The sequence below is a fragment of the Streptomyces hazeniae genome, assembly GCF_031845485.1.
In the GTDB taxonomy this organism is placed as follows: Bacteria; Actinomycetota; Actinomycetes; order Streptomycetales; family Streptomycetaceae; genus Streptomyces; species Streptomyces hazeniae.
On the sequence record NZ_JAVREQ010000001.1, the window covers coordinates 304,672 to 330,291 of the forward strand.

The 25,620-nt window shown below is 73.0% G+C and carries 25 protein-coding genes; 11 read left to right on the forward strand and 14 right to left on the reverse strand.

The window, feature by feature from the left end:
* Positions 1–78: 78 nt before the first annotated feature.
* Positions 79–348, forward strand: coding sequence for a protealysin inhibitor emfourin (locus RM572_RS01625; protein ID WP_311671452.1), 270 nt, complete (start codon positions 79–81; stop codon positions 346–348).
* 97 nt (positions 349–445) lie between these two features.
* Here the strand turns inward: RM572_RS01625 and RM572_RS01630 are convergent, their stop codons facing one another.
* Complete coding sequence (locus RM572_RS01630) at positions 446–1,786, reverse strand: family 4 glycosyl hydrolase (RefSeq protein ID WP_311671453.1); 1,341 nt, start codon at positions 1,784–1,786, stop codon at positions 446–448.
* 223 nt (positions 1,787–2,009) lie between these two features.
* Between RM572_RS01630 and RM572_RS01635 the strand changes: the two genes are divergently transcribed.
* The 6 genes from RM572_RS01635 to era all read left to right on the forward strand — a co-directional run bounded on the left by RM572_RS01635 (position 2,010) and on the right by era (position 7,635).
* On the forward strand, positions 2,010–3,113 hold the full coding sequence (locus RM572_RS01635) for a carbohydrate kinase family protein (RefSeq protein ID WP_311671811.1): 1,104 nt from the start codon (positions 2,010–2,012) through the stop codon (positions 3,111–3,113).
* Between the two features lie 128 nt (positions 3,114–3,241).
* Positions 3,242–4,330 (forward strand): PhoH family protein, encoded by a 1,089-nt coding sequence (locus tag RM572_RS01640; RefSeq protein WP_311671454.1) that lies wholly within the window; start codon positions 3,242–3,244, stop codon positions 4,328–4,330.
* A 9-nt stretch (positions 4,331–4,339) separates the two neighbouring features.
* Positions 4,340–4,840: an rRNA maturation RNase YbeY gene (gene ybeY / locus RM572_RS01645; RefSeq protein WP_027763745.1), complete on the forward strand. Its 501-nt coding sequence runs from the start codon at positions 4,340–4,342 to the stop codon at positions 4,838–4,840.
* Positions 4,837–6,198, forward strand: coding sequence for a hemolysin family protein (locus tag RM572_RS01650; RefSeq protein WP_311671455.1), 1,362 nt, complete (start codon positions 4,837–4,839; stop codon positions 6,196–6,198). Before ybeY ends, RM572_RS01650 begins: the two co-directional genes overlap by 4 nt.
* A 17-nt stretch (positions 6,199–6,215) precedes the next feature.
* Positions 6,216–6,599, forward strand: a complete 384-nt coding sequence (locus RM572_RS01655) for a cytidine deaminase (protein WP_394813508.1) — start codon at positions 6,216–6,218, stop codon at positions 6,597–6,599.
* 73 nt (positions 6,600–6,672) lie between these two features.
* Positions 6,673–7,635, forward strand: coding sequence for a GTPase Era (gene era / locus RM572_RS01660; protein WP_027763743.1), 963 nt, complete (start codon positions 6,673–6,675; stop codon positions 7,633–7,635).
* 73 nt (positions 7,636–7,708) lie between these two features.
* Here the strand turns inward: era and RM572_RS01665 are convergent, their stop codons facing one another.
* From RM572_RS01665 to hrcA, 7 genes are all read right to left on the reverse strand, one after another.
* Positions 7,709–8,623 carry a ribonuclease Z gene (locus RM572_RS01665; protein ID WP_311671457.1) on the reverse strand — a complete coding sequence of 305 codons (915 nt, stop codon included), beginning with the start codon at positions 8,621–8,623 and terminating at the stop codon, positions 7,709–7,711.
* A 46-nt stretch (positions 8,624–8,669) separates the two neighbouring features.
* Positions 8,670–9,047: a histidine triad nucleotide-binding protein gene (locus RM572_RS01670; RefSeq protein WP_027763741.1), complete on the reverse strand. Its 378-nt coding sequence runs from the start codon at positions 9,045–9,047 to the stop codon at positions 8,670–8,672.
* A gap of 167 nt (positions 9,048–9,214) precedes the next feature.
* Entirely contained in the window at positions 9,215–9,736 is a 522-nt protein-coding gene (locus RM572_RS01675; RefSeq protein ID WP_311671458.1) for a pyridoxamine 5'-phosphate oxidase family protein, read from the reverse strand.
* A gap of 85 nt (positions 9,737–9,821) precedes the next feature.
* A complete protein-coding gene (locus RM572_RS01680; protein WP_311671459.1) occupies positions 9,822–10,571 on the reverse strand; it encodes a 16S rRNA (uracil(1498)-N(3))-methyltransferase in 750 nt (249 codons plus the stop codon).
* The gene (locus tag RM572_RS01685) at positions 10,568–11,653 is read right to left on the reverse strand and encodes a nitronate monooxygenase (RefSeq protein WP_311671460.1); all 1,086 of its coding nucleotides are present in this window, start codon (positions 11,651–11,653) and stop codon (positions 10,568–10,570) included. The genes RM572_RS01680 and RM572_RS01685 overlap by 4 nt, the downstream gene beginning before the upstream one ends.
* A gap of 89 nt (positions 11,654–11,742) precedes the next feature.
* On the reverse strand, positions 11,743–12,873 hold the full coding sequence (dnaJ, locus tag RM572_RS01690) for a molecular chaperone DnaJ (RefSeq protein ID WP_311671461.1): 1,131 nt from the start codon (positions 12,871–12,873) through the stop codon (positions 11,743–11,745).
* Complete coding sequence (hrcA, locus tag RM572_RS01695) at positions 12,874–13,890, reverse strand: heat-inducible transcriptional repressor HrcA (protein WP_027763735.1); 1,017 nt, start codon at positions 13,888–13,890, stop codon at positions 12,874–12,876. It abuts the gene before it with no gap.
* Positions 13,891–14,106: 216 nt separating this feature from the next.
* Between hrcA and RM572_RS01700 the strand changes: the two genes are divergently transcribed.
* Together RM572_RS01700 and RM572_RS01705 are read left to right on the forward strand one after the other, a co-directional pair.
* Positions 14,107–14,826: an MBL fold metallo-hydrolase gene (locus tag RM572_RS01700; RefSeq protein WP_311671462.1), complete on the forward strand. Its 720-nt coding sequence runs from the start codon at positions 14,107–14,109 to the stop codon at positions 14,824–14,826.
* A 22-nt stretch (positions 14,827–14,848) separates the two neighbouring features.
* A complete protein-coding gene (locus tag RM572_RS01705) occupies positions 14,849–15,709 on the forward strand; it encodes a DUF3097 domain-containing protein (protein WP_311671463.1) in 861 nt (286 codons plus the stop codon).
* A 19-nt stretch (positions 15,710–15,728) separates the two neighbouring features.
* On the opposite strand, the gene RM572_RS01710 is transcribed toward RM572_RS01705, so the two are convergent.
* The 5 genes from RM572_RS01710 to lepA form a co-directional block, all read right to left on the reverse strand.
* Positions 15,729–16,280, reverse strand: a complete 552-nt coding sequence (locus RM572_RS01710) for a Uma2 family endonuclease (protein WP_311671464.1) — start codon at positions 16,278–16,280, stop codon at positions 15,729–15,731.
* A gap of 75 nt (positions 16,281–16,355) precedes the next feature.
* The gene (locus RM572_RS01715) at positions 16,356–17,954 is read right to left on the reverse strand and encodes an MFS transporter (protein WP_394813489.1); all 1,599 of its coding nucleotides are present in this window, start codon (positions 17,952–17,954) and stop codon (positions 16,356–16,358) included.
* A 197-nt stretch (positions 17,955–18,151) separates the two neighbouring features.
* Entirely contained in the window at positions 18,152–19,384 is a 1,233-nt protein-coding gene (gene hemW, locus RM572_RS01720) for a radical SAM family heme chaperone HemW (RefSeq protein ID WP_311671465.1), read from the reverse strand.
* A gap of 70 nt (positions 19,385–19,454) precedes the next feature.
* The gene (locus RM572_RS01725; protein ID WP_311671466.1) at positions 19,455–21,341 is read right to left on the reverse strand and encodes an AMP-dependent synthetase/ligase; all 1,887 of its coding nucleotides are present in this window, start codon (positions 21,339–21,341) and stop codon (positions 19,455–19,457) included.
* 258 nt (positions 21,342–21,599) lie between these two features.
* The gene (lepA, locus tag RM572_RS01730) at positions 21,600–23,474 is read right to left on the reverse strand and encodes a translation elongation factor 4 (protein WP_311671467.1); all 1,875 of its coding nucleotides are present in this window, start codon (positions 23,472–23,474) and stop codon (positions 21,600–21,602) included.
* A gap of 257 nt (positions 23,475–23,731) precedes the next feature.
* Between lepA and rpsT the strand changes: the two genes are divergently transcribed.
* Positions 23,732–23,998: a 30S ribosomal protein S20 gene (gene rpsT, locus RM572_RS01735; protein ID WP_027763728.1), complete on the forward strand. Its 267-nt coding sequence runs from the start codon at positions 23,732–23,734 to the stop codon at positions 23,996–23,998.
* 255 nt (positions 23,999–24,253) lie between these two features.
* Here rpsT and holA read toward each other — a convergent pair whose 3' ends face one another.
* Positions 24,254–25,243, reverse strand: a complete 990-nt coding sequence (holA, locus tag RM572_RS01740; RefSeq protein ID WP_311671468.1) for a DNA polymerase III subunit delta — start codon at positions 25,241–25,243, stop codon at positions 24,254–24,256.
* A gap of 80 nt (positions 25,244–25,323) precedes the next feature.
* Here holA and RM572_RS01745 point away from each other — a divergent pair, with 80 nt between their 5' ends.
* Positions 25,324–25,575, forward strand: coding sequence for a hypothetical protein (locus RM572_RS01745; protein ID WP_311671469.1), 252 nt, complete (start codon positions 25,324–25,326; stop codon positions 25,573–25,575).
* Positions 25,576–25,620 lie beyond the last annotated feature (45 nt).

Sequence of the window (25,620 nt, forward strand, 5' to 3'; positions counted from 1 at the left end):
AGGAGGTCCACCGTTCGTCGAGACGCGCTCGAGCCGGGCCTACCGCGCTTCGCGCGGGCGGTGCGGGAGGATGGAGGCATGCGTATCACCGTCATCCGCACGGGCGGCTTCGGGGGCGTGACCCGGCGGGCCATGCTGGACACCGGCGACCTCCCGGACTCCGGCGAGGTGGCCGCCCTCGCCGACCAGGCCGTGGCCGAGGGACACCGGGACGAACGCCCGGTCGGCGTCCCGGACGGCTTCCACTACGAGATCGAGGCCGACGGCGCCACGGCCTACTGCGCCGACCCCCGCCTCACCGACGCCCAGCGCACCCTCATCACCCGCGTCCTCAAGGAAGGTGCGTGAGCGCCGTCCGGCATGCGCGGGCGTAGTCCAGGTACCCGGCTTCCGGGCCGAGGCCGACGCCGCAGCGCAGGTCGTCAGGTCCGGCCTACGGAGACGGTCACCCGGCGCCGCAGTTGCCCTGCGCGGCCAGGATGCGGGCCGCGACGGCCGGTGAGTCGACCAGGGGATGGAGCCCCAGCGCCCGCAGCGCCGCACGCCGGGAACCGGTGTCGGCGGCCTCGATCGTCGCCCGCTCCACCGCCTTCAGCTGGAGCATCAGCCCCAGTTCGGCCTCCCCCGGCGCCGTCACCGCGTCCCACCGCGGCCGTACGCCGTCCGCGTCCGCCGCGCACACCGTCTCCACGACGGCGTCGTCCGGCAGCCCGGTCACCCTCCCGCCGCCGCGCACGTTGAGGATCAGCTCGGCCCGGGTGTCGCCCGCGAGGGCGTGCATCAGAGCGAGCGCGACCCGGTCGTAGCCGCCGCCGTCCAGATCGCAGGTGTCGCGCTCCCAGCCGCCGCTCGCCTCGCGGCTCTCGGCCATGTACGTCTCCTCGCGCTCCAGCCGCGTACGTTCCCACAGCTCCAGCGCGCGTTCCGGTTCCCGCCCGGCCGCCGCGAAGAACGCGCGCTGCTGCCGGTCGAGGAAGGCTCCCCGCGTCTCGGGGGCCTCCCGCACGGCGGCGAGCGTCTCACGACGGAAGTAGTAGTAGTGCAGGTACTCGTTGGGCAGGCTGCCGAGCGCGCGCAGCCAGGGGCCGCCGAACAGGCGGCCCTCCTCGAAGGAGGCCAGTGCCGCGTCGTCGGCGAGCAGCCCGGGCAGCAGGTCGCGGCCGGCGGCCGTGAGGGACCGCAGCCAGCCGAGGTGGTTGAGGCCGAGGTAGTCGTAGCGGACGGCCGCCGGGTCGGCGCCCGCGGCGCGCGCCGCGCGGCGCACCAGGCCGACCGGCGAGTCGCAGATGCCGACGACCCGGTCGCCCAGCACCCGCGCCATCGCCTCGGTGACGATGCCGGCGGGGTTGGTGAAGTTGATCACCCACGCCCCGGGGGCGACGGCGCGGACGCGTTCCGCGATGCGCATCGCGACGGGGACCGTGCGCAGCGCGTACAGCACGCCGCCCGCGCCGACCGTCTCCTGCCCGAGGACGCCCTCGGCCAGCGGAACGCGTTCGTCGCGCACCCGTCCCTCCGTGCCGCCGACGCGGATCGCGGAGAAGACGAAGTCGGCGCCGCGCAGCGCGTCGTCCAGGTCCGCCTCCACGCGGACGGGCACGGGGTGGCGTTCCTCGCGGGCCTGTGCGGCGAGCACCGAGGCGACGACGCCGGCGCGGGCGGCGTCGGTGTCGTGGAGGACCAGTTCGGTGCAGCGTCCCGCCGCGTCCCGGTGTGCCTCTGTCAGCAGGGCACGGTAGACCAGAGGTACACGGAATCCGCCGCCGCCCAGAATCGTCAGCCGCATGCTGCGGAACGTACCGCACGGCGGCGGGCGCACGGGCGGTGTCGCCGGCGGGGTCGGCGCGGGACACTGGCCGGGAGGAGCACGAGGAGAGACGGTGAGCACGGCAGGCACGGACGGCACAGCAGGCACCACCGGCGCGCACGGCACGACCGGCGGGCGCGGCACGCACCACGAGGACGGCGTCCCGGACCGCCCCGACACGCAGGGAGACGCCACCGAACGGCTGGACCCGCTCGCCGCGCTGCGCCGCCCGGACGATCCCGCCTGCGACGTCTACCTGACGGGCACGGTCTTCCTGGACATCATCTTCACCGGCCTGGACGCCGCCCCGGTCCGCGGCACCGAGTCCTGGGCACGCGGCATGGGCTCCAGTCCGGGCGGGGTCGCCAACATGGCGGCCGCGCTGGCCCGCCTCGGCCTGCGTACGTCGCTGGCGGCCGCCTTCGGCGACGACATGTACGGCGACTACTGCCGGGACTCCCTCGAACGCGGCGAGGGCATCGACCTGTCGATGTCGCACACGGTGCCCGGCTGGCACTCCCCGGTGACGGTCTCCATGGCGTACGAGGGCGAGCGGACGATGGTCTCGCACGGCCACGTGGCGCCGCCGCGCGATCCGGCGCTGGAGGGCGACCGCGAGTGTCCGCCCCGGGCACGGGCCTGCGTGGCGTCGCTGGTGCCGGGGGAGCCGCAGGAGTGGGTGGCGACCGCCGCCGGGCGCGGCAGCCTGGTGTTCGCCGGGGTCGGCTGGGACGACTCCGGCCGCTGGGACCTGGCGGCCCTGCCCGAGCTGGGCCACTGCGAGGCGTTCCTGCCCAACGCGGCCGAGGCGATGCGCTACACCCGGACCGAGTGCCCGCTGCGGGCCGCGCGGGCGCTCGCCGAGCGGGTGCCGCTGGCGGTGGTCACCCTGGGCGCCGACGGCGCCTACGTCGCGGACGGCCGCACCGGTGAGACCGCGCGGGTCCCGGCCATCGCGGTGGAGGCCCTGGACACCACGGGCGCGGGCGACGTGTTCACCGCGGGTTTCCTCACCGGCACCCTCGCGGGCTGGCCGCTGGAGGACCGGCTGGCCTTCGCGGGTCTGACGGCGGCGCTGTCGGTGCAGGAGTTCGGCGGTTCGCTGTCGGCGCCCGGCTGGCCGGAGGTCGGGGCCTGGTACGAGGGGGTGCGGCAGTACACGCTGTCGCCGGAGGCCGCAGCCGCGGCCGGGCAGGACCCGGAGGCGCTGCGCCGGTACGCGTTCCTGGACGCGCTGCTGCCCCGCTGCGGCAGGCCGGGGCCACTGCGCCGGGCGGTCCCCACGATCGGGTTCCGCCGGGCGTGACCCCACCGGGGCGCCGGCAGGGCAGCCGTGCGGCGGAAATCCCCTCGGGCGTGTCGGTGGGTCGGCGTATTCTTGAGGAACCAGTCGTCGCAGCACGGAGAGGGATGAGCAGGCCCCAGAGGCCGCCCATGACGCAGACAACCACGAACCAGGACACCGCCCGTTTCGCCGTCCCGTCGAAGCACCCGATGGTGACCGTGCTCGGCTCCGGCGACTCCCTGCTGCGCGTGATCGAGGAAGCCTTCCCCGAGACCGACATCCACGTCCGGGGCAACGAGATCACCGCCACCGGTGCGCCCGACGAGGTCGCGCTGATCCAGCGGCTCTTCGACGAGATGATGCTGGTGCTGCGCACCGGTCAGCCGATGACCGAGGACGCGGTGGAGCGCACCATCTCGATGCTCCGCAAGGCGGAGACCGGCGAGGGCGGCGGACACGCCGCGCCGGCCGAGGTGCTGACGCAGAACATCCTGTCCAACCGCGGCCGCACCATCCGCCCGAAGACGCTCAACCAGAAGCGGTACGTCGACGCGATCGACCAGCACACCGTCGTCTTCGGCATCGGCCCGGCCGGCACCGGCAAGACCTATCTCGCCATGGCAAAGGCGGTGCAGGCCCTCCAGTCGAAGCAGGTCAACCGCATCATCCTGACCCGGCCGGCGGTCGAGGCGGGCGAGCGGCTGGGCTTCCTGCCCGGCACCCTGTACGAGAAGATCGACCCGTACCTGCGCCCGCTGTACGACGCGCTGCACGACATGCTGGACCCGGACTCGATCCCGCGGCTGATGGCCGCCGGCACGATCGAGGTGGCGCCGCTGGCCTACATGCGCGGCAGGACGCTCAATGATGCGTTCATCATTCTGGACGAGGCGCAGAACACCAACCCGGAACAGATGAAGATGTTCCTCACCCGGCTCGGCTTCGAGTCCCAGGTGGTCGTCACCGGCGACATCACGCAGGTCGACCTGCCGGGCGGCACCAAGAGCGGCCTCCGCCAGGTGCGGGACATCCTGGACGGGGTGGACGACGTGCACTTCGCGATGCTGAACAGCTCGGACGTGGTCCGGCACAAGCTGGTCGGCCGCATCGTCGACGCCTACGACCGGTACGACGAGCAGAACGGCACGGAGAACGGCGGCACCCCCGAAGGGGGTTCCCGCCGCCGGAGTGGCAAGGACCGCGCGCACGACCGCGCCCGAGGCAACGGGAAACGCTGAGCACCGCACATGTCCATCGACGTCAACAACGAGTCCGGGCGCCCCTTCGACGAGGAGTCCGTGCTCGACATCGCCCGCTACGCCCTGAACCGGATGCGCATCCATCCGCTGGCGGAGCTGTCCCTGATCGCCATCGACACCGACGCCATGGAGCAGCTCCACCTCCAGTGGATGGACCTGCCCGGGCCGACGGACGTGATGTCCTTCCCCATGGACGAACTACGGCCGCCCGCCCGGGACGAGGAGGAGCCCCCGCAGGGCCTCCTCGGTGACGTCGTGCTGTGCCCGGACGTCGCGTCGAAGCAGGGCGCCGACGCACCGACCCGGCACTCGATGGACGAGGAGCTGCAACTGCTCACCGTCCACGGCGTGCTGCACCTGCTGGGCTACGACCACGAGGAACCGGCCGAGCGGGCCGAGATGTTCGGCCTCCAGTCCGCGATCGTGGACGGCTGGCGCGCCGAACGCGGCCTGGAAGGCCCCTCCCCGGCCCCCACCACCACCTCATGACCGCGCAGCTGCTCGTCGGCGCCGGGGCCCTGGTGATAGTGGCCTGGCTCGCGGCCTGCGCCGAGGCGGGTCTGGCACGCACCACCAGCTACCGCGCCGAGGAGGCCGTACGCTCCGGCCGGCGCGGAGCGGCCAAGCTCGCCACCGTCGCCTCCGACCCGACCCGCTACCTCAACCTCGCCCTGCTGCTGCGGGTGGCCAGCGAGATGGCCGCCGGCGTGCTCGTCACCTACGCCTGCCTGCGGTCCTTCGACCGGACGTGGGAGGCGCTGACCCTCGCCATCGCGGTGATGGTGCTGGTGTCCTACGTCGCCGTGGGCGTCTCGCCGCGCACCATCGGCCGGCAGCACCCGCTGAACACCGCCACCGCCGCGTCGTACGTCCTGCTGCCGCTGGCCCGCATCCTGGGCCCGCTGCCGCAGCTGCTGATCCTCGTCGGCAACGCGCTGACGCCGGGCAAGGGTTTCCGCAAGGGCCCGTTCGCCAGCGAGGCGGAGCTGCGTGCGCTGGTGGACCTCGCCGAGCAGGAGTCGCTGATCGAGGACGAGGAGCGGAAGATGGTGCACTCCGTCTTCCAGCTCGGCGACACGCTCGTGCGCGAGGTGATGGTGCCGCGTACCGACCTGATCACCATCGAGCGCTTCAAGACCGTCCGCCAGGCCCTGACCCTGGCGCTGCGTTCCGGCTTCTCCCGCATCCCGGTGGTCGGCGAGAGCGAGGACGACGTCCTGGGCATCGTCTACCTCAAGGACCTCGCCCGGAAGGTGCACATCAACCGGGAGAACGAGAGCGAGCTGGTCTCCACGGCCATGCGGCCGGCCGCCTTCGTGCCCGACACGAAGAACGCCGGCGACCTGCTGCGCGAGATGCAGCAGGACCGCATCCACGTCGCCGTCGTCATCGACGAGTACGGCGGCACCGCGGGCGTGGTCACCATCGAGGACATCCTGGAGGAGATCGTCGGCGAGATCGCCGACGAGTACGACAAGGAGCAGGACCCGGTGGAGGACCTGGGCCACGGCCGCTACCGCGTCACCGCGCGGCTGGACCTGGGCGACCTCGGGGAGCTCTACGACCTGGTCGGCTGGGACGACGAGGACGTGGAGACCGTCGGCGGGCTGCTCGCCAAGAGCCTGGGCCGCGTCCCGATCGCCGGTGCGACCACCACGGTGGACGTGACGGAGGACCACTCCGACCCGACACTCACCGCCCTGCGCCTCACCGCGGAGTCGCCGGCGGGCCGCCGCAACAGGATCACCACGGTCCTCGTCGAGCCGATACGGTCGGCCGAGGCCGCCGCCCCCGCCGGGACGAAGGTCCCCGCCGACCGTCACGACCACGACCACCACCCGGCATGACGACCGGGCGGGCGCATATGCTCGCCTGCATGAGTGAGCAGGGTGAGCAGGCGGCCGCGCAGGACATGGACCCGGAGGACCGCAAGATCGTCACGCTGGCGCGGTCGGCGCGGGCGCGGAACGGCGTGCCGGAGGGCGCGGCCGTGCGGGACGAGACCGGGCGGACGTACGTGGCCGGCTCGGTCGCGTTGCCGTCGCTGCCGTTGAGCGCGCTGCGCACGGCCGTGGCGATGGCCGTGGCGTCCGGCGCGAAGAGCCTGGAGGCGGCGGCCGTGGTGACCGAGGCCGGGCGGCTTCCGGACGAGGACCTGGCGGCCGTGGGCGACCTCGGCGGCGCCGGCACGCCGGTGCTGCTGGCGGGCCCGGACGGCGCGCTGCGCGGCACGCTGCGGACGGGCTGACCGGGGCCGTGGGGCGAGGCCGCGCGGCCGCCGCGGCGGGCGCTGGTCGGGGCTGCCGCTGCGATCGGGGAGAATGGTCGCCATGAGTGACCCCTCCCCCTCCTCCCCCGCGGCGGCGGACGCCGCGCACCGTTCGGGCTTCGCGTGCTTCGTCGGCAGGCCGAACGCCGGCAAGTCGACGCTGACCAACGCACTGGTGGGCACGAAGGTCGCGATCACCTCCAACCGCCCGCAGACCACGCGGCACACCGTGCGCGGCATCGTGCACCGTCCGGACGCGCAGCTCGTGCTGGTCGACACCCCGGGCCTGCACAAGCCGCGCACGCTGCTCGGCGAACGGCTCAACGACGTGGTGCGCACCACCTGGGCCGAGGTCGACGTGATCGGCTTCTGCCTGCCCGCGGACCAGAAGATCGGGCCCGGCGACCGTTTCATCGCCAAGGAGCTGGCCGGCCTGAAGCGCAAGCCCAAGGTCGCGATCGTCACCAAGACCGACCTGGTCGACTCCGAGACGCTGGCCGAGCAGCTCATCGCGGTGGACCGGCTCGGCAAGGAGCTGGGCTTCGAGTGGGCGGAGATCGTGCCCGTCTCGGCGACCGCGGGCAAGCAGGTCGAGCTGCTCGCCGACCTGCTGGTGCCGCTGCTCCCCGAGGGGCCTGCGCTCTACCCGGACGGCGACCTCACGGACGAGCCGGAGCAGGTCATGGTCGCCGAGCTGATCCGTGAGGCGGCCCTGGAGGGCGTGCGGGACGAGCTGCCGCACTCCATCGCGGTGGTCGTGGAGGAGATGCTGCCGCGCGAAGGGCGGCCGGCGGACCGCCCGCTGCTGGACGTGCACGCCAACATCTTCATCGAGCGGCCGAGCCAGAAGGGCATCGTGATCGGCCCCAAGGGGCGCCGCCTGAAGGAGGTCGGCACCACGTCCCGCAAGCACATCGAGGCGCTGCTGGGCACTCCGGTCTACCTCGACCTGCACGTGAAGGTCGCCAAGGACTGGCAGCGCGATCCCAAGCAGCTCCGCCGCCTGGGTTTCTGAGGCCCGGCTCCTCCGGGCGGACGCATGCGTGATCCGTGCGGCACGGTGCGTGCCCGGGGCGCGGACGGGCGCTTCAGGCGCGGCGCCTGGGCAGGGGGACGCGGTCCAGGTCGCGGGCGGTGGTGAGTTCGCCGTCGAAGCCGGCCGCGCGGGCCTGCGCGGCGAAGGCGGCGGGGTCGGGGTAGCGCTGGCTGAAGTGCGTGAGCACCAGGTGCCGCACCCCCGACTCCGCCGCGACGCGGCCCGCCTGACCGGCCGTCAGGTGGCCGTACTCCCCGGCGAGCGCGGTGTCCTCGTCCAGGAACGTCGACTCGATGACCAGCATGTCGCAGCCCTCCGCGAGCGCGTACACGCCGTCGCAGAGCCGGGTGTCCATGACGAACGCGAACCGCTGGCCGGGACGGGGAGCGCTGACCTCCTCCAGGGTGACGCCGCGCAGGGAGCCGTCGCGCCGGAGACGGCCCACGTCCGGGCCCGTGATGCCGTGCGCGCGCAGCCGTTCCGGCAGCATGCGGCGCCCGTCCGGCTCGGCGAGGCGGTAGCCGTACGCCTCCACGGGGTGGGAGAGGCGGTGCGCGGTGAGGGTGTAGGCGGCGCTCTCGTACAGCACGGCCTGCTCGGCGTCGGGGACGGGCTCCGTGCGCAGGGGGACGGTCTCCCGGTAGGCGGTGGCGTGACGCAGCCGGTCGAAGAAGTGCGCGCCGGACGCCGGGTAGTGGGCGGTCACCGGGTGCGGCACCCGGTCGAGGTTGATGCGCTGCAGGACCCCGGCGAGGCCGAGGGAGTGGTCGCCGTGGAAGTGGGTGACGCAGATGCGGTCGACGTCGTGTGCGGCGACCCCGGCGTACAGCATCTGCCGCTGGGTGCCCTCGCCCGGGTCGAAGAGCAGGCCCTCGCCGTCCCAGCGCAGCAGGTAGCCGTTGTGGTTGCGGTGCCGGGTCGGCACCTGGCTGGCGGTGCCGAGGACGACGAGTTCGCGGACGGACATGGCCGGGTCCTGTCGGGGCGGGCTGCGGCGGGCGGCCGTGGGCGGCTCAGCCGGGCGGCCAGTTGAGGCCGCGGCCGCCGAGCACGTGGGCGTGCGCGTGGAAGACGGTCTGGCCGGCACCCGTGCCGGTGTTGAAGACGACGCGGTAGCCCGTGCCCGGTCCGCCCTCGGCGACCGCGATGCCCTCCTCCTCGGCGACCGCGGCCGCTTCGCGCAGCACGTCGGCGGCGATCTGCGGCGCCTCCACCGCCAGTGTGACGGCGTCCTGGTGGTGCGCCTTCGGGATCACCAGAACGTGGGTGGGGGCCTGCGGGTTGATGTCGCGGAAGGCGAGAGTCGTCTCCGTGTCGCGTACGACGGTCGCGGGGACGTCCCCCGCGACGATCTTGCAGAACAGGCAGTCGGCCTGCGGTTCTCCCGCCACGGTGGCGCCTCCGGCTGTGCGTCGTCGGTGTACCCAGCGGATCGTACCGCCCGGGCGGCTGCGGGACGTGCGCACGCCCCGGCACGGTCGCGCGCATGCGTGTGCGGGCCGCTCGTGCGGCCGCTGGACGCCCATGGGTGTCCGCGCGAGCGATGCCCTGATGGAGGTCAGGCGGAGGCCGGGAAGCGGTAACGGGTCTGGCCGTGCGGGTCCTTGGCGAACGCGAGCACCTTGACGGGCTCCACGCGGAACACGGCGGCCGCGTCGTCGCCGGAGCCGAACACCCCGTCGCCGACGTCGAAGTGCCAGTCGTCGCCGTACTTCGTCTCGTAGGCCTCGGCGATCTCCCGGAGTGCGGCGCGGCCGGTGACGGGGACGGCGACGCCCTCGACGACGACGTCGAGGCCGCGGTTCCAGGCGTTCGCGCCGGTCGTCAGCGCGACCCGGCGGCCGTGCCCGAGGTTGCGGGCCTTCTGTTCGCGCAGGCCGGTGCAGAAATGGACCTCCTGCCCGGCGCCCCCGGTCACGCCGATCAACGGCGTCACGTGCGGGCGGCCGTCCCGGCGGACGGTGGTCAGCCAGTACAGCTCGGCCTCCCGGAGCGTCCGGGCGACCTCCGCCCACGGTGTGGCGACGGCCTCCGGCGCGCCGAACCGGACGTCGATCTCGGGCGCGGGGACGAGGGTCATGGCGGACCTCCTGCGGGACGGGGTGCTCTCACAGGGGGACGACTCCTCGCACCGGGCGAAATCATCGCCGCCCCGGCGCGGGCCGTCAGGACCAGCGGCCGGTGCGGGTCAGCAGGAGGGAGGTCGCGGCGGTGCCCGCCGTGGAGGTGCGCAGCACCGTGCGGCCCAGCCGGTACGGCTCGGCGCCCGCCTCCGCGAACACGGCCAGCTCCTCCGGGGAGACGCCCCCCTCGGGACCGACGACCAGCACGACGTCCCCGTCCACCGGGAGCGGAGCGGTGGCCAGCGGCGCGGCACCCTCCTCGTGCAGCACGGCGGCGAACGCGGCACCGGACAGCAGCGGCGCCACCTGCGCGGTCGTGGCCGGTTCGGCGACGTGCGGAAACCGCAGGCGCCGGGACTGCTTGCCCGCCTCGCGCGCGGTGGCACGCCACTTCGCCAGCGACTTGGCGGCGCGTTCGCCGCGCCACTGCGTGATGCACCGGGACGCCGCCCAGGGCACGATCACGTCCACGCCGGTCTCCGTCATCGTCTCCACGGCCAGCTCGCCCCGGTCGCCCTTGGGCAGCGCCTGCACGACGGTGATCCGGGGACGGGGTACGGGCTCGGACCGGACGTCGGTGACGGCGACCTCCAGCCGGTCCTTGCCCTCGACGGCGGCGACCGTGCCGTGGGCACCGGTGCCCGCGCCGTCGGTGAGGACGATCGACTCGCCCACACGCATGCGCCGCACGGAGACGGCGTGCCGGCCCTCCGGACCCGTCAGCCACACGCTGCCGGCCCCGGTGAGGGGCGGCGCGTCCGGCCCGTCGAGCAGGAACACGGGAGCGGTCACGCCTCCACCTCCCGTCCCGTCGACGCGGCGCGGGCGGAGGCCAGTTCACCGGCGAGCACCTCGACGAGCCGCGCGGCGGGCATCGTACGGGCCAGCCGGTGGCCCTGGCCCGCCCACAGCGCCAGACCCTGCGGGTCGCCGGCCTTCCCGGCGGCACGGCGCAGGCCGGTGGTGAGGTGGTGGACGTCCGGGTAGGCGGCGGGGGCGTGCGGACCGTGCTCGCGCACGAACCGGTTGACCAGGGCGCGCGCCGGGCGCCCGGAGAAGGCACGGGTCAGCTCCGTGCGGTCGTAGAGCGGGTCCGTCAGCGCCCGCTTGTGCTCGGCGTGCGCACCGGACTCGGGACACACCAGGAACGCGGTGCCGAGCTGAGCGGCGCTCGCACCGGCAGCCAGCACCGCGGCGATCTGCGACCCGCGCATCAGCCCGCCGGCGGCGACCAGCGGCAGGCGCACCGCCTCGCCGACGAGGGCCAGCAGCGTGAGCAGTCCGGTCGCGCGGCAGCCGCCGTCCGCCGCCGGGTCGTCGTGGTGGGTGCCCTGGTGGCCGCCCGCCTCCGCGCCCTGCACGCACACCGCGGCGGCGCCGCGGTCCTGGGCGGTGAGCGCCTCGTCCACGGAGGTGACCGTGACGACCGTCGACGTGCCCGCCTCCGCGAAGCGGCGCAGCACGCGCTCCTCGGGGCAGCCGAAGGTGAACGACACCAGCGGCACGGGGTGCTGGAGGAGGATCGCGACCTTCGCGTCGTAGGCGTCGCTGCCGCCCCGGTCGGTGTCGCCGAGTGCGGCGTCGTAGCGGTCCGCCTCGGGGGCGAGACGCTCGCGGTAGGCGGCCACGGCAGCCGGCCCGGCGACCGGCTCCTGGGGCAGGAAGAGGTTGACGCCGAAGGGGCGGGGAGTGAGCCGGCGCAGGTGGCGCGTCTCCTCGTACATGGCCTCCGGCGTCTTGTAGCCGGCGGCGAGCATGCCGAGACCGCCGGCCCCACTGACGGCGGCGGCGAGTTCCGGGGTGGAGGCGCCGCCCGCCATGGGGGCCTGGACGACCGGATGACGCAGCAGGGGGAGGGAGAGGTCGGGGGCCATGTGACCATCCTGTCACGCCCCGTACGCCACCCCGGGCGGGGGCGGCGGTCGCACGCCCACCCGGCGGGCGGGCGTGCGACCCGGCGGGGTCAACGGCCGTTGAACGCGTCCTTGAGGCGGTGGAAGAGGCCCTGCTGCCCCGGCTGGAACTGGCCCTGGGGACGTTCCTCGCCGCGCAGCGTCGCCAGGCGCCGCAGCAGGTCCTCCTGCTCCGGATCCAGCTTGCTCGGCGTCGTCACCTCGACGTGGACGATGAGCTGGCCGCGGCCGCCGCCGCGCAGGTGCGTGATGCCGCGCTCGTGCAGCGGGATCGACTGGCCGGACTGGGTGCCGGGCCGGATGTCGATCTCGTCCATGCCGTCCAGCGTCTCCAGCGGCACCTTCGTGCCGAGAGCGGCCGCCGTCATCGGGATGGTGACCGTGCAGTGCAGGTCGTCGCCGCGGCGCTGGAAGACCGAGTGCGGGGTCTCGTGGATCTCGACGTAGAGGTCGCCTGCCGGACCGCCGCCCGGGCCGACCTCGCCCTCGCCGGCGAGCTGGATGCGCGTGCCGTTGTCGACGCCGGCCGGGATCTTGACCGTGAGGGTGCGCCGCGAGCGCACCCGGCCGTCGCCGGCGCACTCGGGGCACGGCGTGGGCACGACCGTGCCGAAGCCCTGGCACTGCGGGCACGGGCGCGAGGTCATGACCTGGCCGAGGAAGGAGCGGGTCACCTGCGAGACCTCGCCGCGGCCGCGGCACATGTCGCAGGTCTGCGCCGACGTGCCCGGTGCGGCACCCTCGCCGGAGCAGCTGCCGCACACGGTGGCGGTGTCGACCTGGATCTCCTTGGTGGTGCCGAACGCGGCCTCGTTCAGGTCGATGTCCAGCCGGATCATCGCGTCCTGGCCGCGCCGGGTGCGCGAGCGCGGGCCGCGCTGGGACGCCGTGCCGAAGAAGGCGTCCATGATGTCGGAGAAGTTGCCGAAGCCACCGCCGCCGAAGCCGCCCGCGCCGCCGCCGGGACCCGCCGGGTCGCCGCCGAGGTCGTAGACCTGCTTCTTCTGCGGGTCGGAGAGCACCTCGTACGCGGTGTTGATCTCCTTGAACCGGTCCTGCGTCTTCGGGTCCGGGTTCACGTCCGGGTGCAGTTCGCGCGCCAGCCTGCGGAAGGCCTTCTTGATCTCGTCCTGCGAGGCGTCGCGCTGCACGCCGAGGACGGAGTAGTAGTCCGTCGCCACTTAGCTCTCCGCCAGGATCTGTCCGACGTAACGTGCCACTGCGCGTACCGCTCCCATCGTTCCGGGGTAGTCCATCCGGGTCGGCCCCACCACGCCGAGCTTGGCGACCGCCTCGTCGCCCGAACCGTAACCGACCGAAACCACGGATGTGGAACTCAGCCCCTCGTGAGCGTTCTCGTGACCGATTCGCACGGTCATGCCCGAGTCGGTGGCCTCGCCGAGCAGCTTCAGCAGGACGACCTGCTCCTCCAGCGCCTCCAGCACGGGCCGGATGGTGAGCGGGAAGTCGTGGCCGAAGCGGGTGAGATTGGCGGTGCCGCCGATCATCAGCCGCTCCTCGGTCTCCTCGACCAGCGTCTCCAGCAGGGTGGCGAGAACGGTGGAGACGGTGCCGCGGTCGTCCGCGTCGAAGGAGTCGGGGAGGTCCTGCACCAGCCGGGGCACGTCGGTGAAGCGCTGGCCGGCGGTGCGGCCGTTGAGCCGTGCGCGCAGGTCGGCGACGGTGTTCTCGCCGATCGGCGCGGGACAGTCGACCATGCGCTGCTCGACACGTCCGGTGTCGGTGATCAGCACCAGCATCAGGCGGGCCGGCGCGAGGGCCAGCAGCTCCACGTGCCGCACCGTCGAGCGGGTCAGCGACGGGTACTGCACCACCGCGACCTGCCGGGTGAGCTGCGCGAGCAGCCGCACGGTGCGGCCGACGACGTCGTCCAGGTCGACGGCGCCGTCGAGGAAGTTGTGGATCGCGCGGCGCTCCGGCGAGGACAGCGGCTTGACGCCCGCCAACTGGTCGACGAAGAGCCGGTAGCCCTTGTCGGTGGGGATGCGTCCGGCGCTGGTGTGCGGCTGCGCGATGTAGCCCTCGTCCTCGAGCGCCGACATGTCGTTGCGCACGGTCGCCGGGGAGACCTTCAGGTTGTGCCGCTCCGTGAGCGCCTTCGAGCCGACGGGCTCCTCGGTGCCGACGTAGTCCTGGACGATGGCGCGCAGCACCTCGAGTCTGCGTTCACTGAGCACGCGCACACCTCCGTCCCAGGGCCGTCCGCCGTGCTGCCCGGCCGCTGCTGGCCTGGCACTCTCCTTGGTCGAGTGCCAGCGGTTTCCCAGCAAGTGTACGGCCGGGGGACGTGGCCGGGGCAAGGGCGGCTCCACTGCGGTTCGGTGGCGATTCCGTGGCGGTCGGGAGCGGGTCGGCGCGAGGACGCGGGGTGCGCCCCGTTAGCGTCGGAAGACATGGACATCGGTTGGGAAGAGCTCGCGCCGGGCGTGCTGCGCGCGCGGCTGCCGCGGTGGGACGCCACGGTGGGCGCCGTGGCGGGTGCGGAGGGAGCGCTCGTGGTCGACACCGGCTCCAGTCTGGCCGAGGGCGCTGCGGTCCGTACGGCGGTGCGCGAACGGCTCGGGCTGCCGGTGGCCCGGGTCGCGCTCACCCACGCGCACTTCGACCACGTGCTGGGCACCGCCGCCTTCGCGGGCGTGCAGGTGTACGGCGCGGTGGGGCTGGAGCGCGTCCTGCGGCACGACCGGGAGGCGATCCAGCGGGACGCGGTGCGGCACGGCCTGGACCCGGCCGCCGCGGCGCAGGCCACGGACGCCCTGGTGCTGCCCCAGCACGCGGTGAGCGGGGAACTGACACTGTCCCTCGGCGGCGGACGACAGGTGCTGCTCGCCAACGTGGGGCCCGGCCACACCGGCCACGACCTGGCCGTGCTGGTGCCGGGGCGCGAGCCCGGCGCGCGGGAGGTGGTGTTCTGCGGCGACCTGGTGGAGGAGTCCGGAGAACCGCAGGCCGGGCCGGACGCCCTGCCGGCCCGCTGGCCCGCCGCACTGGACCGGCTGCTGTCCCTCGGCGGCGAGGACGCGGTGTACGTGCCGGGGCACGGTGCGGTGGTCGAGGCGGCGTTCGTCCGCGCCCAACGCGACGCACTGGCACGGCGTTTCGCCCGGCCGTGACGCCTGCGGCCAGAATGGGCGGATGCGCAGCCGCCGGTACGACCCCGACCTCACCCCGCCCTGGAAGCGCCGCACGGCCGCGGTGCCCGAGGTGCCCGCCGACCCGGACCTCGTCGTGGAGGAGGCCGGGACCGGCTTCTGCGGCGCGGTGGTCCGGTGCGAGAAGACGGCGCAAGGGCCGACGGTGACGCTGGAGGACCGGTTCGGCAAGCACCGCGTGTTCCCGATGGAGCCGCGCGGCTTCCTGCTGGAGGGAGAGGTCGTCACCCTGGTGCGGCCCGCGTCCGTCGCCCCCGCGGCGCCTGCCGCCGCCGGGCGCACGGCTTCCGGCTCGGTCGCCGTGCCGGGTGCACGGGCCCGCGTCGCACGGGCCGGACGGCTCTATGTGGAGGGGCGGCACGACGCGGAACTGGTGGAGAAGGTCTGGGGCGACGACCTGCGCGTCGAGGGCGTGGTGGTCGAGTACCTGGAGGGCGTCGACCACCTGGCCGGAATCGTGGACCTCTTCGGCCCCACCTCCGACGCACGGCTGGGCGTGCTCGTCGACCACCTGGTGCCCGGGTCGAAGGAGTCCCGGATCGCGGCGGACGTGACCGCGACGTGGGGCGCGGAACGGGTGCTGGTGGTGGGCCACCCGTTCGTCGACATCTGGGAGGCGGTCAAGCCCGCGGCGCTCGGCATCGACGCCTGGCCGCGGGTGCCGCGCGGGCAGGACTGGAAGACGGGCGTGTGCGAGGCGCTGGGCTGGCCGGCGAACACCGGGGCCGCGTGGCGGCGCATCCTCGGCGCCGTCCACTCCTACCGCGACCTGGACCCGGGCCTGCTCGGCCCGGTGGAACACCTCATCGACCACGTCACCGTGGGCGGCCCGATCGGCGGCTGACCCCACTGACGTGACCGGCTCAGGTCAGGGTCCGGAACTCGACGGTCTCGAGGGAGACGCCCAGCACGTCCACCGGCATCGGTTCGCCGAACTTCGTCGTCCGCTCCACCCGGTAGTCGGCCGCCTCACCCTCGCCCGCCGGTTCGGTGAACAGCACGCAGCGGCCGGCCAGCGGGTCGATCAGCAGGTAGGCGGGGATCCGCCCCGCCGCGTACATCGACCGCTTCACCCGGTAGTCGCGGTCCACGCTCGTCCTGGAGACGACTTCGACCACCAAGGTCAGCGCCGGGGCGGGCACCAGCCTGCCCGGCCCTTCGAAGGCTCCACGCTCGTGCACCACGAGGTCGGGTTCCGGTTCACTCGCCTCGCCCGGAATGGCGATGTCCTGGGTCTGGAGCCGGTGCCACCTGTCCGCCGGGATCTGATCGGCGACGGCCTGAACGATCACGTTGTGGACCCAGTCGGGCCCGGCCATCATCACGATTTCCCCCCGCAACAGCTCTGCCTTGTATCCCTCCGGTACCTCGAGTCGCTCGAAGAGCTCTATCACCCGGTCGTCCACGACGGTCATTCTAGAACCTCCCCTCCCGGTAGTGCACTCACAGTAATCACCGCAGCACGACGGCGCATGCCACCACCGGTCGGTTCACTTGTTCGAGTGACGGGCTGGGTCCTCGCGGTCACCGACCCGGCCACCGGGATGCAGGTGGGCGCAGAGGAAGGCGAGAGCCATCGCCCCGGCCATGCAGGCGAACACGACCTGGGTGGCCTCGGCGAAGTCCATGCGCACGGCGTCCATCGTCTCCCGCATGAACGACGACACCGCGCCGCTGCCGCCGGGCTCCGACTCGTCGCCGTGGCCCGTGACGGACTCCGCCACGCGACGCGCGACCTCGGCGGACCGCTCCCCCGTGAAACCGCGGCGCTCGAAGGTGTCCAGCACCCGGTCCGTCGTGACATGGGTGAGCACGGTGCCGAAGACCGCCAGCCCGACGGCGGCCGCGAAGTTGCGCAGGGTCTGCGTGATGCCGGTGACCTCGCCGTACGAGGCGGAGAGGGCCCGGTTCACGGCGTCCGTCGAGGCGGGCGACAGCAGGAACCCGATGCCCGCGCCGGCCATCACGATGTACGGCCACTGGTCGTTCAGCGACAGCTCGGTCGCACGGTGCGCCCACAGCGCGAACCCGGCGGCGCCCAGCGCGGTCCCCAGGAGCATGGGGTGCTTGGCGCCCCGGGTGTCGAGCATCCGGCCGCCCAGCTGGGACGCCACACCGAAGCCGGCGAAGAACACCAGCATGTAGATCCCCGCCTCGTTCGGTGACGCACTGAGCGACACCTGCGCATAGACCGAGGCGAAGAAGAACACCGGCACGAACGCGGTCATCGCGAAGAACAGCACCAGGTTGTCCGCGACGAACGCCCGGTCCCGGAACACCGCCATGGTGATGAGCGGATGACGCGTGGTGCGCAGTTCCACGCGGACGAACAGTGCCAGGATCAGCAGCCCGCCGGCGATGCACGCCCAGGTGGCGACGCTGCTCCAGCCCCACGCGGACGCCTGCATCAGCCCCAGGACGCTCAGGCCCATGCCCGCAGCCACGAGGACGGCGCCGGTCACGTCGAGTGTCTCGCGACGCGGTTCGTCGCGGATGCGGGCGAGCAGCGTGAGCACGATGGCGATCAGGGCGACGGGGATGTTCACCCAGAAGATCGCCCGCCACGTCCACGAGGTCAGCCAGCCGCCGAGGATCGGGCCCACGGCGGTCAGGCCGCCGGACAGCCCGAAGAACAGCGCGAGCGCGCTGCCGCGGCGCTCCAGGGGGAAGACGGCGACCACGACCGCGAGGGCGGCCGGGAACATCAGCGCCGCGCCCAGGCCCTGCGTGGCGCGGAAGCACACCAGCCACACCTGGGCGAAGGAGTCGTCGGGGACGAAGCCGCACAGCGCCGAGGACACGACGAACAGGACCGTGCCGATCAGCATGACGCGACGGTGACCGTAGAGGTCGGACAGCCTGCCGCCGAGCGCGAAGAAGGCCGCGAGGGAGAGGAGATAGGCGTTGACGATCCACTGCACGCCGGACGACGACAGCGACAGCTCGTCGGAGATCTCGGGGGCCGCGATGGCCACGATCGTCTGGTCGATGAAGGTCATCGACACGGCGAAGAGCATGGCGGCCAGGGTCAGCCCCAGGCTCCCGGTACGGCGTGCCCCGGAGGGCGTGCCGGCGGTCTGTCGGCCCATGTCTGGCATGCTCGCCCGGCCCGGGGCGCGGGGCACCTTGCCCCCAGCCGTCCGGGTGACTCCTCGGCACCTCGCTCGCGCCACGACCGACCGCCGCCACGCCGGGCGGGAGGCGTCCCCCGTGCGGGAGGCGCAGCGCGGACGCCGAACGCTCCGGGCGAGCGGGCAGCGGGCGGGCTGCCGCCCGGCCCGAGAGGTCAGTCCGTGAGGGCGCGGACGACCGCGTCCGCGAGGAGGCGCCCCCGGAGGGTGAGGACGGCGCTGCCGGCGGCGTAGGGGCCGGGCTGGAGGAGGCCGTCGTCCAGCGCGCGGCGCGCGCCGGCCAGCCCGGCGGGGGTGAGGAGCCCGAGCGGGCATCCCGCCGCGAGCCGCAGCTCCAGCAGGATGCGTTCGACGCGCCGGTCCTCCGCGTCGAGCACTTCGCGCCCCGCACCGGGCGACCGGGACTCCCCCAGCGCCTGGGCGTACGCACCGGGGTGCTTCACGTTCCACCAGCGCACGCCGCCGACGTGGCTGTGCGCGCCGGGGCCCGCACCCCACCAGTCGGCACCGGTCCAGTACAGCTCGTTGTGGCGGCACCTCCCGGGCTCCGAGGCCGCCCAGTTGGAGACCTCGTACCAGGCGAACCCGGCTGCCGTCAGCGCCTCCTCGGCGATGAGGTAGCGGTCGGCGTGCACGTCGTCGTCGGTCGTCGGCACCTCGCCGCGCCGGATCCGGCGGGCGAGCTGCGTACCCTCCTCGACGATGAGCGCGTACGCCGACACGTGGTCGGGTCCGGCACCGATCGCCGCGTCCAGGGAGGCCCGCCAGTCGTCGTCGGTCTCGCCCGGCGTGCCGTAGATCAGGTCGAGGTTGACGTGGTCGAACCCGGCGGCGCGGGCCTCGGCGACGCACGCCTCCGGACGGCCCAGAGTGTGGCTGCGGTCCAGGACGCGCAGCACGTGCTGCCGCGCGCTCTGCATGCCGAAGGAGATCCGGTTGAAGCCGGCCTCCCGCAGTTCGGCGAGGTAGCGGGCGTCGACCGACTCCGGGTTGGCCTCGGTGGTGATCTCCGCACCGTCGGCGAGGCCGAATGCGTCCCGGACCGCCGCCAGCATCCGGCCCAGGTCGGCGGCCGGGAGGAGCGTGGGCGTGCCACCGCCGACGAAGACGGTCTCCGCGGGGCGGGGGTCGTCACCGAGCACCTTGCGCGCGAGGCGGATCTCCTCGGCGAGGCTGTCGGCGTAGTTCTCGCGGGAGGCGAGGGCGCCGCCGGAGCCGCGCAGCTCGTTCGCGGTGTAGGTGTTGAAGTCGCAGTAGCCGCAGCGGGTCGCGCAGTACGGGACGTGCAGGTAGAAGCCGAGCGGACGGTCGGCCGCACCGGCGGTCGCGGAGGCCGGCAGCGTGCCGTCGTGCGGCACGGGCTCGCCGTCGGGGAGTGCGGAGGGCATGGGGCCATTGTGGCCCGCCCGCGCCGCGTTCCCGTCCCCGAGCCCGTGCCGCCCGCCGGGGCGGGCCGGGTCAGGCCTCGCGCGACCCGGCGTACATCTCCTCGATGAGGTGACCGAACTCACGCTCCACGGCGGGCCGCTTCAGCTTGAGGCTGGGCGTCAGCTCGCCGTGCTCGACGTCCAGGTCCCGCGGCAGGATGCGGAACTTCTTGATCGTCTGCCAGCGCTGGAGGCCGGAGTTGAGCTGCTCGACGTAGTCCTCGACCATCTTCCGGACCTGCTCGGAGGCGACGACCTCGCTGTACGGCCTGTCCTTCAGCCCGTCCTGATCGCCGGCCCACTGCATCAGCGACACCTCGTCGAGGGCGATGAGGGCCGTGCAGAAGTTCCGGTCGGCGCCGTGCACCAGGATGTTGGAGACGTACGGGCAGATCGCCTTGAACTGGCCCTCGACCTCGGCGGGCGCGATGTACTTGCCGCCGGAGGTCTTGATCAGGTCCTTCTTGCGGTCGGTGATGCGGAGGTAGCCGTCGGTGGAGAGTTCGCCGATGTCGCCGGTGTGGAACCAGCCGTCCTCCTCCAGCACCTCGGCGGTCTTGTCGGGCAGCTGGTGGTAGCCCTCCATGATGCCGGGGCCGCGCAGCAGGATCTCGCCGTCGTCGGCGATGCGGACCTCCGTGCCGGGCAAGGGCTTGCCGACGGTGCCGGTGCGGTAGGCCTCGCCGGGGTTGACGAAGCTGGCCGCACTGGACTCGGTGAGGCCGTAGCCCTCGAGGATGTGGATCCCGGCGCCCGAGAAGAAGTAGCCGATGTCGGGGGCGAGGGCGGCCGAGCCGGAGATGCAGGCGCGCAGGTTGCCGCCGAAAGCCTCCCGGATCTTGGCGTAGACCAGCTTGTCGGCGACCGCGTGCTTCGCCTTGAGGCCCACCGGGGCGGAGGCGACGCCGGTGCGGCGGAAGTTGTCCTGGGTGACCTTCCCGTACTCGCGGGCCACGCCGGCGGCCCACAGGAAGATCTTGTACTTGACGGGGCTGCCCGCCTTCGCCTTGGCGGCCACGCCGTTGTAGACCTTCTCGAAGATGCGCGGCACGGCGGCCATGTAGCTGGGCTGCACCACCGGCAGGTTCTCGATGATCTTGTCGATCCGGCCGTCGACGGCCGTGACGTGACCGACCTCGACCTGCGCGGCGGTCAGCACCTTGCCGAAGACGTGCGCCAGCGGTAGCCACAGGTACTGCACGTCGTCCTGGGTGACCAGCCCGGTCTGGGCGATGGCCTTGGCCATGTACGACCAGCAGTCGTGCGGCAGCCGTACGCCCTTGGGCTTGCCGGTGGTGCCGGAGGTGTAGATGAGGGTGGCGAGCTGGTCGGCGCGCAGCGCGGCGACCGTCTCCTTGACGCACTCGGGGTGGGTGTCCAGGTAGACGCGTCCGCGACGGGCGAGTTCGGAGAGGGAGAGGACCCAGTCCTCCGGGTCCCCTTCGGCGGACACGGCGTCCGCCTCCTCGATCACCACGACGTGGCTCAGCTCGGGCAGTTCGCTCCGCTTCTCCCGCGCCTTGGCGAGCTGGGAGGCATCCTCGGCGATCAGCACGCGGCTGGAGGAGTCGGCGAGGATGTACGCCGTCTCCTCCGCGTTCGTGCTCGGGTAGACGGTGGTGGTGGCCGCGCCGGAGCAGAGGATCGCGAGGTCGCTCAGGATCCAGTCCACGCGGGTGTTGGAGGCGATCGCGACGCGCTCCTCGGGGCGCACGCCGAGGGCCGCGAGGCCGGCGGCGACGGAGAAGACGCGGTCGGCCGCCTCACCCCAGCTGTAGGACCGCCACTCGTCCGGGCCGCCGGCGGCCGGCACGGGGTAGCGGTACGCCTCCGCGTCGGGGGTGGCCTGCACCCGCTCCAGGAAGAGCGTCGCCACGGAGGGCGGCCGGTTCTCGATCAAGGGCTGTGTGTCGCTCACGACATCCTCCGGGCGCGCGTGAAGTACATGCTCGGTGACTCTCCCTTGTGACTCGCGAGTAACCGGGGAGACGCGCTCAGACTAAGCGCCACGGACCTCCCGCGTAAGGGGTCCGGGGTCGTGTCGATACCGGAGCGTGACCGAGGGCGCGGCGGAACGGGCGGGCTCTCACATGATCGCCACACGCTTCACGGCGCGCCCGGAGGCACGCCGTGAAGGGGAACGGGCGGCGCCGGTCGTCACGACCGGCGCGCGCGGCTACTTCTTCGCCTTCGAGTCGCCACTCTCGTCGGAGGACAGGGCGGCGATGAAGGCCTCCTGCGGGACCTCGACCCGGCCCACGACCTTCATCCGCTTCTTGCCCTCCTTCTGCTTCTCCAGCAGCTTCCGCTTACGGGAGATGTCACCGCCGTAGCACTTGGCGAGGACGTCCTTGCGGATGGCGCGCACCGTCTCGCGGGCGATCACCCGGGAGCCGACGGCCGCCTGGATGGGCACCTCGAACTGCTGGCGGGGGATCAGCTCGCGCAGCTTGGTCGCCATGCGCACACCGTAGGAGTACGCCTTGTCCTTGTGCACGATCGCGGAGAAGGCGTCGACCTTGTCGCCCTGGAGGAGGATGTCGACCTTGACCAGGTCGGCGACCTGCTCGCCGGTCGGCTCGTAGTCGAGCGAGGCGTAGCCGCGGGTCTTGGACTTCAGCGCGTCGAAGAAGTCGAAGACGATCTCGGCCAGCGGCAGCGTGTAGCGCAGTTCGACGCGGTCCTCGGAGAGGTAGTCCATGCCCTGGAGGTTGCCGCGCCGCGCCTGGCACAGCTCCATGATCGCCCCGACGAACTCGCTGGGGGCCAGTAGCGTGGCCCTGACCATCGGCTCCTCCACCTCGGCGATCTTGCCGACGGGGAACTCGGTGGGGTTGGTGACGGTGTGCTCGGTACCGTCCTCCATCCGCACCTGGTAGATCACGTTGGGCGCGGTGGCGATCAGGTCGAGGTTGAACTCGCGCTCCAGCCGCTCCCGGATCACCTCCAGGTGCAGCAGCCCCAGGAAGCCCACGCGGAAGCCGAAGCCGAGCGCAGCGGAGGTCTCCGGCTCGAAGCTCAGCGCGGCGTCGTTGAGCTGCAGCTTGTGCAGGGCCTCGCGCAGTTCCGGGTAGTCCGAACCGTCCAGCGGGTACAGGCCGGAGAACACCATCGGCTTGGGGTCCTTGTAGCCCGCCAGCGGCTCCTCGGCGCCCTTGTTCTGCTGGGTGACGGTGTCGCCGACCTTCGACTGGCGGACGTCCTTCACACCGGTGATCAGGTAACCGACCTCGCCGACGCCGAGACCGTCGGCCGCCGTCATCTCCGGCGCGTTGGTGCCGATCTCCAGCAACTCGTGGGTCGCGCCGGTGGACATCATCCGGATGCGCTCGCGCCGTCCGAGCTTGCCGTCGACGACCTTCACGTAGGTGACGACGCCGCGGTAGGCGTCGTAGACGGAGTCGAAGATCATCGCGCGGGCGGGCGCGTCCGCCACGCCGACCGGGGCCGGAACCTGGCGCACGACCTCGTCCAGCAGGGCCCCGACGCCCTCGCCGGTCTTCGCGGAGACCTTGAGGACGTCCTCGGGCTCACAGCCGATGAGGTGCGCCAGCTCGGCCGCGAACTTCTCCGGCTGCGCGGCGGGCAGGTCGATCTTGTTGAGCACCGGGATGATCGTGAGGTCGTGCTCCATCGCCAGGTAGAGGTTGGCGAGGGTCTGGGCCTCGATGCCCTGGGCGGCGTCGACCAGCAGGACGCAGCCCTCGCAGGCGGCGAGGGAACGGGACACCTCGTAGGTGAAGTCGACGTGGCCCGGGGTGTCGATCATGTTCAGGATGTGCGGGGCGGCGGCTGCGTCCGCCTCCTCCGTCGGCTTCCACGGCAGCCGTACGGCCTGGGACTTGATCGTGATGCCGCGCTCACGCTCGATGTCCATCCGGTCGAGGTACTGGGCGCGCATCTGGCGCTCCTCGACGATGCCCGTCAGCTGGAGCATGCGGTCGGCGAGGGTCGACTTGCCGTGGTCGATGTGCGCGATGATGCAGAAGTTGCGGATCAGCGCCGGGTCGGTACGGCTCGGCTCCGGCACGTTCGATGGGGTCGCGGGCACGCAGGGTCCTGTCGGGTCTGGATAAGAGTCGGCTTCGTCGCTTCGGAGAACGCTAGTCGCCCCCATCGTCCCATGCACATGCCGTGCGGACGGCACCGGCGGCCGTACGCGCCCGTACGCGGGCCCGGCGGGCGTACGGCGGCGGGCGATTCGGCGGGCCGGGCCGCTGCTGGTAGCCTGGGCCGCTGTGCCTGCGTGCATGCTCGTGCACGTCGGACACACCCAGAAGACCGTACTGAACCCGCAAAGGCTCATTCGTGGCGAACATCAAGTCCCAGATCAAGCGGATCAAGACCAACGAGAAGGCCCGCCAGCGCAACAAGGCGGTCAAGTCCGAGCTGAAGACCGCGATCCGTCGCACCCGCGAGGCCGTGGCCGCCGGTGACCTCGAGAAGGCCACCGAGGCCGCCCGCGTCGCCTCGCGCAAGCTCGACAAGGCCGCCAGCAAGGGTGTCCTGCACAAGAACAACGCCGCCAACAAGAAGTCGGCGCTCGCGCAGAAGGTCGCGTCCCTCAAGGGCTGACCTCTTCTCGGTCGGACCGCTTCGACGGACCGGTACGGCCCCGGCGGGCCCTCTCACTCCGCCGCGTACCGGAACCGAGACTCGGCACCGCGCCGCACGCGGCCTGCGTTCGCCACGCGGGTGCGGCGCACCACAAAGATCGCACCGAAGCCCCCGTCCACGGCCTTTCCCCAGGCCACGGACGGGGGCTTCGGCGTGCGCGGGGGGCCGACGGGACGAGCGCGGGTCGGCGGGAGAGCGGCCTCGCCCGCGGTGTCAGCGGGAGCGGGCGGCGCGGGAGACGGCGATGACGGCCTGTTCCAGGGCGTACTCCGGGTCGTCGCCGCCGCCCTTCACACCCGCGTCGGCCGCGGCGACGGCGCGCAGCGCCGAGGAGACGCCGTCCGCGGACCAGCCGCGCATCTGCTGGCGCACCCGGTCGATCTTCCACGGCGGCATGCCCAGCTCGCGGGCGAGGTCGCCGGGGCGCATGCCGCGCGGCGCCGACGCCAGCTTGCCGATCGACCGCACACCCTGTGCGAGGGCGCTGCTGATCAGCACCGGGGCCACGCCGGTCGCCAGCGACCAGCGCAGCGCCTCCAGCGCCTCCGCCGTGCGTCCCTCGACCGCGCGGTCGGCCACGGTGAAGCTGGACGCCTCCGCGCGGCCGGTGTAGTAGCGGGCGACGACCACCTCGTCGATGGCGCCCTCGACATCGGCGGCCAGCTGCGCGCAGGCGGAGGCCAGCTCGCGCAGGTCGCTGCCGATCGCGTCGACCAGCGCCTGGCACGCCTCGGGCGTCGCCGAACGGCCGGCGGTGCGGAACTCGGCGCGGACGAAGGCGAGTCGGTCGGCGGGCTTGGTGAGCTTCGCGCAGGCCACCTCGCGAGCGCCGGCCTTGCGGGCGGCGTCCAGCAGGCCCTTCCCCTTGGGGCCGCCCGCGTGCAGCAGAACGAGGGTGATCTCCTCGGCCGGCGAGGCGAGGTACGCCTTGACGTCCTTGACGCTGTCCGCCGCCAGGTCCTGCGCGGACCGCACCACCACGACCTTGCGCTCCGCGAACAGGGACGGGCTCGTCAGCTCCGCCAGCGTGCCCGGCTGGAGCTCGGGGGACGTCAGGTCGCGCACGTCGGTGTCGGGGTCGGCGGCGCGGGCCGCGGTCACCACCTGCTGCACGGCGCGGTCCAGGAGCAGTTCCTCCTGCCCCACGGCCACCGTGACGGGCGCGAGCGGGTCTTCGGACGTCTTCTTACGGGTACCGGCCATCGCCCACCAGCATCCCACGCCCCACCGACAGCGCCCGCCCCTCCTCTCCGGCGTTCCCCAGGTTCCCGGACAATGACCGGGTGACGCAGCACGTACGACACATCCTGGTCCTTCCCGACCGCGACGCCGCCGAGGAGGTCGCCGACGCACTGACCGAGCGCTTCGGCGCCGGCCCGGACGAGCCGCAGCTCGTGCGGGAGGCGCTGGCGGGCGAGGACGACGCGGAGGACGCCCAGTGGCTGGTCGTCCTGGAGGACGGCGACGGCTCCTACGACGCGGAGGCGCTGGCCCTGCTCGCCGAGGAGTACGAGGGCTGGCGCGAACGGGAGTAGGCCCCGGGGCGGAGAGCGGCTCGGGCCGCCGCCCGATGTGGCGCG

Coding starts and splice junctions, on each gene's coding strand:
- RM572_RS01640 (WP_311671454.1), top strand. CDS start 3,242: ATGACGCAGACAACCACGAACCAGGACACCGCCCGTTTCGCCGTCCCG.
- hemW (WP_311671465.1), bottom strand. CDS start 19,384: ATGCCCTCCGCACTCCCCGACGGCGAGCCCGTGCCGCACGACGGCACG.
- ybeY (WP_027763745.1), top strand. CDS start 4,340: ATGTCCATCGACGTCAACAACGAGTCCGGGCGCCCCTTCGACGAGGAG.
- era (WP_027763743.1), top strand. CDS start 6,673: ATGGTCGCCATGAGTGACCCCTCCCCCTCCTCCCCCGCGGCGGCGGAC.
- holA (WP_311671468.1), bottom strand. CDS start 25,243: ATGGCCGGTACCCGTAAGAAGACGTCCGAAGACCCGCTCGCGCCCGTC.
- RM572_RS01710 (WP_311671464.1), bottom strand. CDS start 16,280: ATGACCGTCGTGGACGACCGGGTGATAGAGCTCTTCGAGCGACTCGAG.
- RM572_RS01665 (WP_311671457.1), bottom strand. CDS start 8,623: ATGTCCGTCCGCGAACTCGTCGTCCTCGGCACCGCCAGCCAGGTGCCG.
- RM572_RS01700 (WP_311671462.1), top strand. CDS start 14,107: ATGGACATCGGTTGGGAAGAGCTCGCGCCGGGCGTGCTGCGCGCGCGG.
- RM572_RS01715 (WP_394813489.1), bottom strand. CDS start 17,954: ATGGGCCGACAGACCGCCGGCACGCCCTCCGGGGCACGCCGTACCGGG.
- RM572_RS01675 (WP_311671458.1), bottom strand. CDS start 9,736: ATGACCCTCGTCCCCGCGCCCGAGATCGACGTCCGGTTCGGCGCGCCG.
- RM572_RS01625 (WP_311671452.1), top strand. CDS start 79: ATGCGTATCACCGTCATCCGCACGGGCGGCTTCGGGGGCGTGACCCGG.
- RM572_RS01655 (WP_394813508.1), top strand. CDS start 6,216: ATGCTCGCCTGCATGAGTGAGCAGGGTGAGCAGGCGGCCGCGCAGGAC.
- RM572_RS01630 (WP_311671453.1), bottom strand. CDS start 1,786: ATGCGGCTGACGATTCTGGGCGGCGGCGGATTCCGTGTACCTCTGGTC.
- RM572_RS01685 (WP_311671460.1), bottom strand. CDS start 11,653: ATGGCCCCCGACCTCTCCCTCCCCCTGCTGCGTCATCCGGTCGTCCAG.
- RM572_RS01705 (WP_311671463.1), top strand. CDS start 14,849: ATGCGCAGCCGCCGGTACGACCCCGACCTCACCCCGCCCTGGAAGCGC.
- RM572_RS01650 (WP_311671455.1), top strand. CDS start 4,837: ATGACCGCGCAGCTGCTCGTCGGCGCCGGGGCCCTGGTGATAGTGGCC.